Origin of the sequence: Flavobacterium sp. (assembly GCF_043760115.1) — a bacterium.
In the GTDB taxonomy this organism is placed as follows: domain Bacteria; phylum Bacteroidota; class Bacteroidia; order Flavobacteriales; family Flavobacteriaceae; genus Flavobacterium.
The window spans coordinates 1-14,955 of record NZ_JAYUPK010000133.1; the positions used below are offsets into that span (position 1 = coordinate 1).

The 14,955-nt window shown below is 28.8% G+C and carries 15 protein-coding genes, 3 tRNA genes and 1 riboswitch; of the genes, 12 read left to right on the forward strand and 6 right to left on the reverse strand.

Annotation, left to right across the window (positions count from 1 at the left end):
* The first annotated feature begins 119 nt into the window (after positions 1 to 119).
* Both ACH2BC_RS11145 and ACH2BC_RS11150 read left to right on the forward strand, forming a co-directional pair.
* Positions 120 to 494 (forward strand): RNA-binding S4 domain-containing protein, encoded by a 375-nt coding sequence (locus ACH2BC_RS11145; protein ID WP_395054080.1) that lies wholly within the window; start codon positions 120 to 122, stop codon positions 492 to 494.
* Positions 495 to 506: 12 nt separating this feature from the next.
* Positions 507 to 1,001, forward strand: a complete 495-nt coding sequence (locus ACH2BC_RS11150) for a phosphoribosyltransferase family protein (protein WP_395054081.1) — start codon at positions 507 to 509, stop codon at positions 999 to 1,001.
* Here ACH2BC_RS11150 and ACH2BC_RS11155 read toward each other — a convergent pair.
* Positions 989 to 1,513 carry a shikimate kinase gene (locus ACH2BC_RS11155; protein ID WP_395054082.1) on the reverse strand — a complete coding sequence of 175 codons (525 nt, stop codon included), beginning with the start codon at positions 1,511 to 1,513 and terminating at the stop codon, positions 989 to 991. The two genes, ACH2BC_RS11150 and ACH2BC_RS11155, sit on opposite strands and share 13 nt — an antisense overlap.
* A 126-nt stretch (positions 1,514 to 1,639) precedes the next feature.
* On the opposite strand from ACH2BC_RS11155, the gene ACH2BC_RS11160 reads away from it, so the two are divergent.
* From ACH2BC_RS11160 to ACH2BC_RS11190, 7 genes are all read left to right on the forward strand, one after another.
* Positions 1,640 to 1,712 (forward strand) — tRNA-Lys (locus ACH2BC_RS11160).
* A gap of 26 nt (positions 1,713 to 1,738) precedes the next feature.
* Positions 1,739 to 1,811, forward strand: a tRNA-Lys gene (locus ACH2BC_RS11165).
* 42 nt (positions 1,812 to 1,853) lie between these two features.
* Positions 1,854 to 1,937: transfer RNA gene (locus tag ACH2BC_RS11170), tRNA-Leu, on the forward strand.
* A gap of 99 nt (positions 1,938 to 2,036) precedes the next feature.
* Positions 2,037 to 2,933, forward strand: a complete 897-nt coding sequence (locus ACH2BC_RS11175; RefSeq protein WP_395054083.1) for a MerR family transcriptional regulator — start codon at positions 2,037 to 2,039, stop codon at positions 2,931 to 2,933.
* Between the two features lie 23 nt (positions 2,934 to 2,956).
* Positions 2,957 to 4,420, forward strand: a complete 1,464-nt coding sequence (locus ACH2BC_RS11180; protein WP_395054084.1) for a phytoene desaturase family protein — start codon at positions 2,957 to 2,959, stop codon at positions 4,418 to 4,420.
* A gap of 18 nt (positions 4,421 to 4,438) precedes the next feature.
* Positions 4,439 to 5,278, forward strand: coding sequence for a phytoene/squalene synthase family protein (locus tag ACH2BC_RS11185; protein ID WP_395054085.1), 840 nt, complete (start codon positions 4,439 to 4,441; stop codon positions 5,276 to 5,278).
* A 73-nt stretch (positions 5,279 to 5,351) separates the two neighbouring features.
* Positions 5,352 to 5,795: a beta-carotene hydroxylase gene (locus ACH2BC_RS11190; RefSeq protein ID WP_395054086.1), complete on the forward strand. Its 444-nt coding sequence runs from the start codon at positions 5,352 to 5,354 to the stop codon at positions 5,793 to 5,795.
* Between the two features lie 218 nt (positions 5,796 to 6,013).
* On the opposite strand, the gene ACH2BC_RS11195 is transcribed toward ACH2BC_RS11190, so the two are convergent.
* From ACH2BC_RS11195 to ACH2BC_RS11210, 4 genes are all read right to left on the reverse strand, one after another.
* Positions 6,014 to 6,553 carry a DUF4252 domain-containing protein gene (locus ACH2BC_RS11195; protein ID WP_395054087.1) on the reverse strand — a complete coding sequence of 180 codons (540 nt, stop codon included), beginning with the start codon at positions 6,551 to 6,553 and terminating at the stop codon, positions 6,014 to 6,016.
* A gap of 155 nt (positions 6,554 to 6,708) precedes the next feature.
* Positions 6,709 to 7,227: a DUF4252 domain-containing protein gene (locus ACH2BC_RS11200; protein WP_395054088.1), complete on the reverse strand. Its 519-nt coding sequence runs from the start codon at positions 7,225 to 7,227 to the stop codon at positions 6,709 to 6,711.
* Positions 7,228 to 7,304: 77 nt separating this feature from the next.
* Complete coding sequence (locus tag ACH2BC_RS11205; RefSeq protein WP_395054089.1) at positions 7,305 to 7,757, reverse strand: hypothetical protein; 453 nt, start codon at positions 7,755 to 7,757, stop codon at positions 7,305 to 7,307.
* Complete coding sequence (locus tag ACH2BC_RS11210; protein WP_395054090.1) at positions 7,744 to 8,253, reverse strand: RNA polymerase sigma factor; 510 nt, start codon at positions 8,251 to 8,253, stop codon at positions 7,744 to 7,746. Before ACH2BC_RS11210 ends, ACH2BC_RS11205 begins: the two co-directional genes overlap by 14 nt.
* Before the next feature lie 127 nt (positions 8,254 to 8,380).
* Between ACH2BC_RS11210 and ACH2BC_RS11215 the strand changes: the two genes are divergently transcribed.
* Positions 8,381 to 9,787 carry a S41 family peptidase gene (locus ACH2BC_RS11215; protein WP_395054091.1) on the forward strand — a complete coding sequence of 469 codons (1,407 nt, stop codon included), beginning with the start codon at positions 8,381 to 8,383 and terminating at the stop codon, positions 9,785 to 9,787.
* Positions 9,788 to 9,927: 140 nt separating this feature from the next.
* On the opposite strand, the gene ACH2BC_RS11220 is transcribed toward ACH2BC_RS11215, so the two are convergent.
* Positions 9,928 to 11,883, reverse strand: coding sequence for a TonB-dependent receptor plug domain-containing protein (locus ACH2BC_RS11220; RefSeq protein ID WP_395054092.1), 1,956 nt, complete (start codon positions 11,881 to 11,883; stop codon positions 9,928 to 9,930).
* 77 nt (positions 11,884 to 11,960) lie between these two features.
* Positions 11,961 to 12,201: riboswitch (cobalamin riboswitch) on the reverse strand.
* A 37-nt stretch (positions 12,202 to 12,238) separates the two neighbouring features.
* Between ACH2BC_RS11220 and ACH2BC_RS11225 the strand changes: the two genes are divergently transcribed.
* Together ACH2BC_RS11225 and ACH2BC_RS11230 are read left to right on the forward strand one after the other, a co-directional pair.
* Positions 12,239 to 13,378: an ABC transporter substrate-binding protein gene (locus ACH2BC_RS11225; protein WP_395054093.1), complete on the forward strand. Its 1,140-nt coding sequence runs from the start codon at positions 12,239 to 12,241 to the stop codon at positions 13,376 to 13,378.
* 344 nt (positions 13,379 to 13,722) lie between these two features.
* Positions 13,723 to 14,748, forward strand: coding sequence for an iron chelate uptake ABC transporter family permease subunit (locus tag ACH2BC_RS11230; RefSeq protein WP_395054094.1), 1,026 nt, complete (start codon positions 13,723 to 13,725; stop codon positions 14,746 to 14,748).
* The last annotated feature ends 207 nt before the right edge of the window (positions 14,749 to 14,955 follow it).

Below are 14,955 nucleotides of genomic sequence, written 5' to 3' on the forward strand. Positions count from 1 at the left end.
AATTGAAATTAAAAGAAAGAATTTTAAAAATTTATTCATTATTATTTGATTTTTAGGTGTGCAAGATACAATATTGATTTATTTTTGTAAAGTATTTAACGTTGATTTTAGAAAATATTATGAGAGTAGATAAATATTTATGGTGTGTTCGCTATTACAAAACTAGAAATATGGTTACAGAAGCAGCGAAAAAAAATCATATTACAGTAAATGGTCAAGTTGCAAAACCTGGTAAGGAAGTGTTTCCATCAGATAAAATAACGTTTAGAAAAGATCAAATTACACATATTATTTCTGTTATTGATGTTCCAGAAAGCAGAGTTGGTGCTAAATTGGTAGATATTTATAGAAAAGATGAAACTCCAGCGGAATCATTTGCGCATTTAGAATTAATCAAACTTTCTAAAGAACATTATAGAAAAACTGGTACCGGACGACCAACAAAAAAAGACAGAAGAGATTTAGACGAAATAGAAATTAGCGAAACAGATTAATAAAAAAACTTTATGAAGAATATAATTTTAACAAATGAAGAAATTGAACATAAAATTAAACGAATTGCTTTTCAAATATATGAAACTTTTGTAGATGACAAATCAATTATACTCGCAGGAATAGCATTAAATGGATTTTTGATAGCAGAAAAAATAGCTACAATTTTAAATGAAATAAGCACTCTTGATGTTGTACTATGTAAAGTTGAAATCAATAAAAAAAATGTATTTGAAACTGTAACAACCTCAATTGATAAAGAATTATATTCTAATAAAGGAGTTGTACTTGTTGATGATGTATTAAATTCAGGCACAACATTAATGTATTGCGTAAAACATTTTTTAGAAGTTCCAGTAACCAAACTAAAAACTACAGTGTTAGTTGATAGAAATCATAAAAAATTTCCTGTAAAAGTAGATTTTAAAGGGATTTCATTATCTACTTCTTCTAATGAACATGTAACTATTGTATTTGAAAACGATACATGTTTTGCTTATTTAGAATAAATAATATTTTTTAACTCTGTAATAATTTCTTCGATACTTTTAGTATCAACATTTATAATATATTTTGCCTGATTGTAATAAAAACTTCTTTCAAATAAATGTTTTGCAATAAATTCTTTTAAATCTGCATCATCAAAATTTGAAATAAGTGGTCTTTTATTTTTTTCAGAAACCAAACGTTCAAATAACGTTTCAATAGATGCTTTTAAGTAAACAGATGTAACATCTGGATTATTTATAATTTCGATATTATTATAATAACAAGGAGTGCCACCACCTGTACTTAAAATTAAACTTTCATTTGCATTCAAAATTTCCTTCAATAACTCATTTTCAAGTTTTCTAAAATACAATTCACCTTTAGATTTAAATAAATCTGTAATGCTTTTTCTAGCATAATTCTCTATAACGTTGTCTAAATCTAAACATCTTATATTAATTTGAACACCTAATTCTTTACTGATAAGCGACTTACCACAACCCATATAACCTATAAAAACAACTTTTTTCATAAAATAAAACCTTATATATTAAGCCATTAAGAGATACGATTAAAAAAAAACAAATTTAAAATAAAATTGCTTTGAAATATTAATAATAACGCCTTATCTTTGCACTCGCATTCAAAAATAAAAAAAGACTCGATAGCTCAGTTGGTAGAGCACATCACTTTTAATGATGGGGTCCTGGGTTCGAGCCCCAGTCGGGTCACTTTTTTTTTATTTTTTTATGTTTTAGACTCGATAGCTCAGTTGGTAGAGCACATCACTTTTAATGATGGGGTCCTGGGTTCGAGCCCCAGTCGGGTCACAAAAAAAGTTAAGCAGTTTTGCTTAACTTTTTTTATTTATTGGCTTCGTGGAGAAATTGGTAGACTTGCCACCTTGAGGTGGTGGTGTTTGAAAAAACGTGTGGGTTCGAATCCCATCGAAGTCACAAAAAAGTAAACTTATTAGTTTGCTTTTTTTTTTTTACAAATAAATACTAATTTATCAATTTTTTTATTTACTTTTGTTTAACGAAAATAAAAAAAAGATGAACAATATTAAAAACACATTTAGTATTAAGGATTTAGAAAATTTATCTGGCATAAAAGCCCACACCATACGTATTTGGGAAAAAAGATATAATGTTCTAGAACCAATGAGAACAGATACTAATATTAGATATTATGATTTATCTTGCCTTCAAAAGTTGTTAAACATCACTTTGTTACACGAATATGGCTATAAAATCTCTAAGATTTCAAAAATGCCAGTAGAAAAAATTCCACTTCTTGTAAGAGAAATTGTTTCATCTAAAAGTGCAAAAAATCACGCAATTAGCGCTTTTAAAATGGCAATGATGAATTTTGATCAAACACTATTTTTTAAAACCTATAATGATTTATTATCTGAAAAAACATTTAAAGAAATATTTTTTGATGTTGTAGTTCCGTTGATGAATGAAATTGGTTTCCTATGGCAAACTGATACAATAACTCCTGCTCACGAACATTTTATAAGTTATTTGATAAAACAAAAGCTGCTAATTAATACCGAAAAAATACAAGTTTTAGAACCTACAAAACACGATAAATTGTTTGTTTTATATTTACCAATGAATGAAATTCACGAATTGGGATTGATGTACTTAAACTACGAAATAATTTCTAGTGGTTACAAAACAATTTATTTGGGAGAAAGTGTTCCAACAGAAAGTTTAAAAGATTTAAAAAAATACTTTACTGATATAGTTTATGTTTGCTACATGACTGTAGAACCAGAAAAAGCTGATGTAAATAATTATGTAAAACAATTACAAAACGATATTCTAGATGACACATCAGAATTGTGGTTAATTGGTAGAATGACAGAATATTTAGATCAAAAAAACCCTTTAGGAAAAGTAAAAACATTTAGTTCAATAGAACAATTAGTTGATAATGTTTAAGTTGTAGACATTATTTTAAAATTATGAATAAAGACATTAAGATTATTGGTTCTGGATTTTCAGCTCTATCCGCAGCTTGTTATCTAGCCAAAGAAGGAAATAAAGTTACAATTTACGAGAAAAACAAAACCATTGGTGGTCGTGCAAGACAATTAATTCGCGACGGATTTACATTTGACATTGGTCCATCTTGGTATTGGATGCCAGATGTTTTTGAAAAATTCTTTGGCGATTTTAATAAAAAACCATCCGATTACTATCAGTTATCTAAGCTTTCACCAGCATACAATGTGTTTTTTGGAATTGACGATTTTGTTGCTATAGCAGACAATCTTCCGGAAATTATTACAACATTTGAAGCTATCGAAAAAGGAAGCGGTGAAAAACTAGATTCGTTTATGAAAGAAGCGCAGAGTAATTATAATATTGCAATTAAAGATTTGGTTTATCGTCCAGGAGAATCTCCACTTGAACTAATTACCATAGAAACTGCAACCAAAGTAAATCAGTTTTTTTCTAATATTAGTAAAGACGTTAGAAAAAAGTTTAAAAATGAAAAACTAATTCAAATTTTAGAATTTCCTGTTCTTTTCCTTGGAGCTAAACCATCTGACACGCCATCATTTTATAGTTTTATGAATTATGCCGATTTTGGTTTAGGAACTTGGCAACCTAAAGATGGAATGTACAGCGTAATTTTAGGAATGGAATCATTAGCAAAAGAACTTGGAGTTACAATTTATACCAATTCGCCAATAGAAAAAATTATTGTAGAAAATGATAAAGCCACAGCAATTGTAATAAATGGTGAAAAAATAAATGCAGATGTAATTTTAAGTGGTGCAGATTATCATCATTCTGAAACACTTTTAGATCAAAAATACCGTCAATATTCTGAAAAATATTGGAGTAAAAAAACGTTTGCACCATCTTCACTCCTATTCTACGTTGGGTTTGATAAAAAATTACAAAATGTTGCACACCATAATCTGTTTTTTGACGTAGATTTTGATAAACACGCACAAGATATTTATGATAATCCAAAATGGCCAAAAGAACCTTTGTTTTATGCTAATTTTACTTCGGTGACCAATCAAAATTTAGCGCCACAAGGTTGTGAAAATGGTTTTTTTCTTATACCAATTGCGCCAGGACTAGAAGATACGCAAGAATTGAGAGACGAATATTTTAACATAATTATCTCTAGATTTGAGAAAATTACTAAACAAAGTGTCAAAAATAATATTATTTTTACAGAGTCATTTTGCGTAAACGATTTTATAAAAGAATACAATTCATACAAAGGAAACGCTTACGGAATGGCAAATACGTTGTTGCAAACTGCCTTTCTAAGACCAAAATTAAAAAGTAAAAAAGTAGAAAATCTGTACTTTACAGGACAATTAACTGTTCCAGGTCCAGGAGTTCCGCCATCGTTAATATCTGGAAAATTAGTTTCAGATTTAATTAAAAAATATAATAAATAACAAGAGTCATAATTTTTTATGAAATCAATTTTTGATAAAGTTTCTTTCAATTGCAGTGAAAATGTAACTAAGTCCTACAGTACTTCGTTCTCTTCTGCTGTAAAAATGTTGGCGCCATCAATAAGGCAAGACATTTACAATATTTATGGTTTTGTTCGCTTTGCCGACGAAATTGTAGATACTTTTCACGATTATAATAAAGAAGAATTGTTTCAAATGTTTGAAATAGATTTAGAAAATTCGCTAAAAAATAAAATTAGTCTAAATCCAATTTTAAACTCGTTTCAACACACTGTAAATAAATATCAAATTCCTTCAGAATTGATAAATGCTTTTATGAAAAGCATGAAATTAGACTTGTCCAAAAAAGAATATCATACTGATGATGAGTACAAAGAATACATTTATGGCTCGGCAGATGTTGTAGGTTTAATGTGTTTAAAGGTATTTGTAAATGGCGATGATACAAAATATAAAACGTTAGAACACTCAGCAATGCGATTGGGTTCGGCGTTTCAAAAAGTAAATTTTCTTAGAGATTTAAAAGCCGATTTCGAAGATTTAAGTCGCACTTATTTTCCAAATACCGATTTAACCCAACTAGACGAAACATCTAAAAATATAATAATTAAAGAAATTGAAGCCGATTTTGCCGAAGGTTACAAAGGAATTCAAAATCTTCCTATAGAAGCTAAATTTGGAGTTTACACAGCCTATGTTTATTACAAAAAATTACTGTCTAAACTAAAGAAAACGCCATCAACTGAAATCAAAAATACGCGAATTAGAGTTCCAGATTATCAAAAATACGGACTTTTTGCCAAATGCTATTTCTCTTACAAGCTCAATATAATTTAAGAATAATTTAAAACTTGTTTCTTTAAAATTCACTACAAATAATCGAAATTTGTACTTTTAAAACTTTAAAATTATGTGGATTCATATCTTAGTTTTCTTTTTAACCTTTGCGCTAATGGAATTTATGGCGTGGTTTACACACAAGTACGTAATGCACGGATTTTTGTGGAATCTACACGCAGATCATCATAAAAAAGACCACGATTCTTGGTTTGAACGCAACGATGCCTTCTTTATTTTCTACGCAGTAGTGAGTATTGGCTGTTTTTTATTATGGCAAAAAGGAATTCTAGAAATCGGTATTTCAATTGGATTAGGAATTTTTGCTTACGGTTTAGCCTACTTTATAGTTCACGATATTTTTATTCACCAACGCTTTAAAATGTTCCGCAACGCCAACAATATCTATGCAAAAGGCGTTCGTAGAGCACACAAAATGCACAACAAACACATTGGTAAAGGCGAAGGCGAATGTTTCGGAATGCTATTTGTGCCTTTCAAATATTTTAAAAAATAGTTTTTTTAGTAGCGAATGGCTTGCGCATTTCTAGTTTCCGTGTTCCAGCTTTCCGCTATATTTTTACACCTGACAGGTTTTTAATAACCTGTCAGGTGTAAAAGATACCGCTTCAATCTGGGCTATTTTAAGTTATCATTTTATCTAAATTCAAAAATATAAACAAAAAAATGTCTCAATTTCTAGAGACATTTTTCAATTTATAACTAACCTAACCTTTATTTTTTCATTAATCCAGTTAATGCTTCAAGTTGTTTCATATCAATATTAGATTGTTGCAAAACAGAAATCATTGTCATGGCATCTTCTGGTTTCATATCGTTACCAAGAACTCTTACAACTGCAAATCCAGACTCGCTTTGATTGCCATAAATAACAAATTCATTAATATGATTTTCATCGCCAACATAACTTATAGACGCACCTTGTTTACCAGATCCAAATTTCATTAATTGCTTGTAAGTAACAGTATCTTTCAAGATTTCAACTACTTTATTTTTTTCAGTAGCATATTGACCTTTGTTTTTCTCATCAATTTTAAAAGCCAAAACATTCATTTTGTTAAAAGATTTTAATGCTTTGCTTTGTTCCAAACTCAATTTAGTTTTATCAAGATTCAAAATGCTTGAAGAAATATCTACCGCAACAAATCCTGATTTTTCTTGATTTTCTACAAAATATTTTTGCAAACTTGGCTCGTTATTGCAGCTTGTTAATAGCAAACTCAAAACGATTACCACACAATATATAGTTTTCATAATTTTTAATTTAAATATCAAAGTCAATTGCAAAATTCAATATCAAGTTTTATTATTCAATTTAAAAAATACAATTGATTTTTTCAATTGATTTTTGCAATTGATTTTTGCAATTGACATTGAAGTTGATTTTTGCAATTGACATTGAAGTTAATTTATTTCTTTTTAGACGCTTTTTTCAAATCATCGCCACCAGGCAAATTCATTTTATCTGTCAATACAGAAAGTTCATCAAGATCAAAGTTTCCTGTTAACGACATCAATACCGTTTCTTCTTTTCCAGAACCTTCAATAAACATTAAAAGCTCTTTTATTTGTGTTTCTGTCGATCCGCTTTTTACATAAATTTTTATGTTTTTTCCTTTTTCATTAATTCGCATTAACTCTTCAAGACCTGCGGTTTTAATAAATTTATCTGCAACAGCTTTCATCTCGTCGCTTTTTTTATCGCTTTGCGTAACAAACACTTTTAAGTTATCAAGCTTTTTAATTAATGCTAAATATTGTTGTGTTTCTTTATCTTTAGTATCCACTTTACTCATTAAAGAAAACATTTTTTTGTTTACAATAATGGTGGTAATGTCATCTTGATTATCGAATTTATCGAAAACAGATTGTGCAAAAAACGTATTAGAAACTAATACTAAAACTACTATTAAAATTATTTTTCTCATTTTTTCTATTTTTTAATTTAATCTGAATTTATTTCAGATTCTGTTGATTTAATCCGAATTTATTTCAGATTCTGTTATTACTCCTTAAAAATTTTGTTTTTTGATGTTTCATATTCTGTAATATAATTTACGCTTTCAATGCCAGTATTTACGTGTTTAGACAATAATGCCAATGCTTTTTGAGTTTCCTTTAAAGCCACTTCTGGATTTTCATAAGTTCCATATTCTGATGGAATCTTAGCTTGTTCGTTATTAGTATACATAAACATTCCAACACCTAGAAAAACAGTTACACTTGCTGCAATTGCTAACCACGTTGCTTTTTTAAGCGTTTTAGTTTCTAGTGGTAACGTTGCTTTAAATTGTTCCTTTTTTTCTTTTTCAAAATACCCAAAAACATCTTGATATTGCTGTAAATGCTGCGCAACATTTGATGAAGAAAAATATACTTTAAGCTCGTTTTCTTCGGCAATACTTGTTTGTGCTTCAAAGTATTTTTCTACTAATTGTTCTATTCTATCTAATGCCATAATTATGCGTTTTTGTCAAATATTCTCTTATCGTTTTTCGTGCTCTAGAAAGTGCTACTCGAATTGCAGTTTCATTCATATCCAATATTTTTGCAATTTCTTCAAATTCATATTGCTCAATATCTCTCATTTGTATAATTAATTTTTGCTGTTCTGGCAATTCATTAATTACTTTTTCTACCCAATTTAAACTGTCTTTGTCTTCTAGTTTTTGTTGTAAAGAAGCTTCTCTATCAGTATAATTATTATGAACAATGGTCATATTACTTGCTCGTTTCGACTTTAATTGATCTAAACAATAATTTTTAGTCATTGTCATTGCAAGTGCTTCAACACTTTTATATTCGTCTAAACCTTCGTTTTTTGTCCACAATTTTACTAGAACTTCTTGCGTTGCATCTTGTGCTTCTTCTGTACTAACGAGCAATCTTTTTGCCAACCGAAAGAGCTTGTCTTTAAACGGATTGATTAATGTTATAAACTCGTTTTGATTCATTTTTTTGGTTGATTTGATTGATTTGATTCCTGCTTATAAAGTAAAGACGAAGCACATTTATTTTTGTTACAAGAAAAAATTATTTTTTTACAATTTTCACTAAATTTGAATAAAATTCTAATAAAAAATGAAATTTAAAATTTCAATACTTGCACTTTTTATCTTTTTTACAACTACCAATTGCGATACTAAAGACGATTTATACGTTCCAGAATCCTTGCAAATTAATGATTTTGTTTGGAAAGGAATGAATCTTTATTATTTATGGCAAAATGAAGTTACAAATTTGCAAGACGAACGATTTGCAAATCAAGACGATTTAAATAATTTTTTAACTACTTATTCCAATCCAAAAGACTTATTTAATTCGCTTAGAGTTGATAATTCTATTGATAGATTTAGTGTGATTTTTGATAATTATGAAACTTTAGAAGGAATACTTTCTGGAACTACTTTAAATAACGGAGTAGATTTTGGATTAAAATTTAAAGCAGGAAGTACAACAGATTTATTTGGTTGGGTTAGATACATTATTCCAAATAGTGATGCTGCTACTAAAAATATTTCTCGCGGAACTATATTTTATGCCATAAATGGAACATCGTTAACCGTTTCAAATTATCAAGAATTGCTGAAAAATATAACGCAAACTTTAAATCTTGCCGATTACGATAACGGAAACATAACTCCAAACGGACAATCGGTAACCGTTACCAAAACAAATTTATCTGAAAATCCAGTTTTAATTTCAAATGTTATAAATCAAGGCAATAAAAAAATTGGATATTTGGTTTACAATGGATTTTTTCCAAATTATGAATCGCAATTAAATACAGCTTTTGCCAATTTAAAATCGCAACAAATTACCGATTTGGTTTTAGATTTACGCTATAATTCTGGAGGATCAATTGCAACTGCAACACGATTGGCGAGTATGATAACTGGTCAATTTACCAATCAAGTATTTGCAAGAGAAGTTTGGAATGATAAACTTCAAAGCTATTGGAATGCTACTAATCCAAATCAATTGATAGATAATTTTACAGATAAACTAGCAAATGGAAGTGCAATTGCAAGTTTAAACTTGACTAAAATTTATGTTTTAACTTCTAAAAGTACTGCATCGGCAAGTGAATTAGTAATAAATGGATTGAAACCTTATATTAATGTAATTCAAATTGGCGATGTTACAACTGGCAAAAATGTAGGTTCAATAACATTATACGATTCACCAAATTTTGCAAAAGCCAACAGAAGCTCTAAACACAAATATGCAATGCAACCAATTGTGTTAAAAACAGTTAACAATGAAGGATTTGGCGAGTACCAAAACGGATTACAACCCAATTTTCAGTTAACAGAACACTTATCAAATCTAGGAGTTTTAGGAAATACTGACGAACCATTATTGAATGTGGCATTGAATCAAATAATGGCTAGTGGAAAAGTTATACCGCAATCAACATCAATTAATTTAACTGATTTTGATGATGTTGATTTTTTGGAATTTGGGATGTATAGTGAGGTAAAATAATTTTAAAAACTAACAATTATTTTTAATAGATACACTAAATAATATAAACCATTAAGGCACTAAAAAAATTAAGTTAAATCTCTTATAAAGACCAAAACTCTTAATAATCTTAATACCTTAATGGTTTTAAATTTAAAAAACTACAAGTTTATATTCAATCCCAATCTAAAATTTCTTCCACGAGTTGAATAGCCAATATTTTCAACAAAATCTTCGTTAAAAATATTTGTTGCAGCTCCAAAAATAGTCAATCTGCTTTTAACCAATTCATATTTAATCAAAGCATTAACTAATCGGTAAGAACTTAAATTTACATTTGCTACAGCAAAGGTAGTTCCATCAAAAAAAGCATCTTTTCTTGCATCAACATATTGATAATTAGCATTTAAAAATAATCTTTTACTGGCTTGAAAATCTAGTGAAGCATTTACTTTATGTTTTGGAATTAATCTATCTAGCGCTTCGTCTACTTGCGTAAAAGTATAATTGGTATTCAATTTAATTTTAGAATTTACTGCATAACTCAATTCTGTTTCAACACCTTTTGCTTTGTTAATTCCTTCAATTGTTATGTATTGACCTGCAAAAGTGATATTATCAAAGAAAAATCCAATAGTATTATTTTGTTCTCTATAAAATCCTACTGCGTTAAAATTTAATTTTTTATCTAATAAATTAACTTCAAAACCTGCTTCAATGGTACCATTTTCTTCTGGTTTCAAATTTAAATTTCCATATTCTGCATACAATTGATACAAACTTGGCGTAATAAAAGCAGTACTGTACGATGCCAAAACTTTTACATCATTATTTTTTCCAAAAGAAAACGATGGATTTACATTATAAACCAATTGATTTCCATATTCACTATGAACGTTCAATCGTGCGCCAGCATTTAGATTTAAACCAAAATCTGATGTAAAAACTCCAGTAACATAAGGATCAATCATATTGAATTTTGTTCCTTCTTTGGCAACATTTGCATATATAGTTTGGCTCAACATATCGTGAAATTGATAATTTGCTCCAGTTACTAAGAAAAATTCATTGCTAAATTTATACTTATTAAAAGCATCAACATTTACACTTCTAGACTCATAAAGTGAAGCATCAATTGATGGAGTAAAGCTATTAAAATCATCATATTTTCTTTCAATTTTATTAAAACTAGAAATTATAATAAACTCACCTTTAGCATATTGATACTTAGGCGAAAATCCAAATCTAAATTGTTCTGATGTAGTTTTATTTAAATTAGTATCGTTAAAAGCCGTATTGTCATAAACTAAATCGTAATTATTATTTATCTTATCATAATTTCCAAAAAAGTCTAACGAAAGTTTATCAGTGGCTTTAAATCCAATTTTAGAAAGATAATTTATTCTAGAAAATCTATCGGTTTCATAATCAGAATTGGCATCAAAATTTGCAATTTGAGACATTCCATCAGATTCTGAACTATTTACCGATGCTAAATAATTTACCTTACTAGCAGTTCCATTTACTGAAAATCCTTGATTAAAATCTTGACCATTTACTTTAGAATTTTGGGCTGTATTATTAGAACCAATGTTGATGTAAGCGTTACCATTAATTGCTTTTTTACTAGCTTTTTTTAAAGTAATGTTGATAACAGCAGTTGCAGCACCAGAACCATAAAGTGTACTCGATGCGCCTTTCATAATTTCAATACTTTCCACTTGATCTACAGGAAGCAAACGCAAATCGTATTCAAAACTAATTCCGGATGCATCAGTTACAGGAATTCCATCAATAATAATTAAAACCTGCCGATTTCTTCCGCCACGAACATAATAACCTAAATTTTTTCCATTGGCACTTTGGTTTCCATTAATTTCAACACCAGCAACTGTAGAAAGAATTTGAGCAATGTTTTGACCTGATTTTTTAAGAAGTTCTTCTTGGGTAATTTTGGTAATTACTTTTCCTGATTTTTCCTTGCTTTGCGCAAATTTAGTGTCAGAAATCACTACTTCATTTAATTGATTCACTTTTACAGAATCTTGTTTTTGCGCCAATGCACAAGTGGTTATAAATGCTAATACAGCACTTATACGAACGATTTTTTTGTTCATTTTAGTTAAAAAAATAATTTAATAAAATGGGATAAAAGCACAGAATTGCCCATACCCAAACCTTTTTTCCCGAAAGTTTGATACTCATTGTAAGTGGCAGGTTTCCTGGCTTGCGTATTGATGTTTACCTTCTCAAGAATCTGAAATAAATTCAAATAACTCAATGGTTTTGTAGTTAACATCAACCTTTATTAGCATACAGTTGCGGGTACAGCTTTGGATTTTAAAATTAAAATAACATTCTATTTTTTTTTACCAAATTCCCTTTTAATGTTCGTTCAATGAATTGAATTCACAACCAAAATACGAGTGCAAATGTAGTTTAAATATTATACTTTTACAGAAAATTTATTTAATGAAATTAAACACTCAAATTGTATTATTATTTATAGTTTTTTCTACTTGTTTTCAATGCAAAAAATCAAATGAAGACATAACAAAAAAACTTGAAACAAAAAATCGAGTACACTACGCCAAAGGTTTTTCAATTGTAAATTACAATGGTTTTTCTATTCTAAAAGTTGAGAATCCTTGGCCAAAAGCAAACAAAAATTATACTTATATTTTAAAAGAAAAAAACGGAACTATTCCTGATAGTTTAAAACAATTTACAACTGTAGCTATTCCTATTCAATCAATTGTAGTGACTTCTACAACGCATATTCCATCATTGGAAATGTTAAATGTAGAAAAGACTTTAGTTGGATTTCCCAATCTAGATTACATTTCTTCTGAAAAAGTTAGAGCTTTAATTGATGCCAAAAAAGTAAAAGAATTAGGTTCAAATCAGACTTTGAATACCGAAGTTGTATTAGAGTTAGAACCTAATGTGATTATTGGATACGGAATTGATAACACCAATCCAACACTAGATAATCTTCAAAAAAATGGTTTGAAAGTGCTACTAAATGGCGATTGGAACGAACAAACTCCGTTAGGAAAAGCAGAATGGATTAAGTTTTTTGGAGCATTATATGGAAAACAAAAACAAGCTACAAAAATTTTTGAAAAAATTGAAAAAGACTATTTAAAAACTATAGAAATTGTAAAAAAGGCAACTTATAAACCTACCATTTTGGCTGGAGATATGTATGAAGATAAATGGTATTTGCCAAAAGGCACAAGTTGGGGTTCACAATTATTGAGTGAAGCGCAAGGTAATTATTTATGGGCAACAACATCTGGAACTGGTAGTTTATCACTTTCATTTGAAACGGTTTTTGAAAAAGCAAAAAATGCTGATATTTGGATAACATCAGGACAATTTGAAACTTTTAAAGCTATGGAAGATGCTAATTCTCATTATGCGCAATTTAAAGCTTTTCAAAATAAAAATGTATATTCGTTTAGTAATAAAAAAGGAAAAACTGGTGGTGTTTTATATTATGAGTTGGCTCCAAACAGACCAGATGTTGTATTGAAAGATATTGTAAAGATTTTGCATCCAGAACTTTTAGTTGGTTATAAACCTTTCTTTTTTGAGAAATTGAGGTAGGTTTTCAACACGAATTTCACGAATTTTCACGAATGATGTTGCGCTTACAATTTCACTAATTTAAACTTTATTTGAATTGCTAAAAGTTATTTTTAAAAGTTTTAATTCTAAATTTGTTTTCAACACGAATTTCACGAATTTTCACGAATGATGTTGCACTTACAATTTCACTAATTTTAACTTTATTTGTATTGCTAAAAGTTATCTTTAAAAGTTTTAATTCTAAATTTGTTTTCAACACAATTTTCACGAATAATATCATTCTTAAAGTTTCACAAATTTTTAACTTTCTTTGTAAAGCTAAATCTTAATTACCTTAAATAACTTAATGGTTTAAAAAATTAATGTTCCAAACCCGAAATTCAATTCTTTTTTCAAGTTTAACTTTGCTTCTGCTAGTAACATTGCTATTGAATATTTCTTTAGGTCAAGTTGCAATTCCTATAAAAGAAGTTGTAAAAAGTTTAGTTGGTTTCAATTCTAGCAAAGAAACTTGGGAATACATCATCATAAATTTTAGATTACCCAAAGCAATAACAGCAATTTTAGTTGGAATTGGATTATCAATTTCTGGACTTTTAATGCAAACATTATTTAGAAATCCACTTGCTGGACCTTATGTTTTAGGTTTAAGTTCAGGTTCAAGTCTTGGCGTTGCCTTTGTAATTCTTGGCGCTGGAATTTTGCCTTCGTTTTTGGCTCCATTTTTACTTTCTTCATACGGAATAATTTTGGCATCTTGCATTGGAAGTTTCTTAGTTTTGCTATTGGTTTTAGTTGTTTCGCAACGCTTGCGCGATACAATGTCTATACTAATTGTTGGATTAATGTTTAGTAGTTTTACAAGCGCAATTGTTTCAATGTTAACTTATTTTAGCTCGGCAGAAGAATTACAAAAATTTACTTTTTGGAGTTTGGGAAGTTTAGGAAATTTATCTTACAATCATATTTTAATCTTAACAGTTTGTGTTTCTGTTGGATTGATAATAAGTCTTTTTTCAATAAAATCACTTGATGCATTATTATTGGGAGAAAATTATGCTAAAAGTTTGGGGTTAAATATTGCAAAATCTAGACGATTTATAGTTCTTGCAACAAGCATTTTAGCAGGAAGTATAACTGCATTTGCTGGACCAATTGCATTTATAGGTTTGGCAGTTCCGCATTTATCTAAATTACTATTTCAAACCAGTAATCATAAAATATTATTTTTTAGTACCATTTTAATTGGAGCTATAATTATGCTATTTTGCGATACCGTTTCACAAATGCCAGGTTTTGATTTTACTTTACCAATAAACGGAATTACTTCTATTATTGGTGCGCCAATTGTTATTTGGTTGATTGTTAAAAAGAAGAGTATTCAATGATTAGTGTTCAATTTTCAGTGCTCATTGTTCAGTTTTCAGTGTTCAGTGTTCAGTGTTCAGTGTTCAGTGTTCAATTTTCAGTAGTAAAAATTTAGTTTGTAACTTTTAAAATGAATAAAAATAAAAACATACTCACAACTTCAAATTTATCCATTGGTTACAAAACCAAAAAGGAAACCAATATTATTGCTAAAAATTTAAACTTAA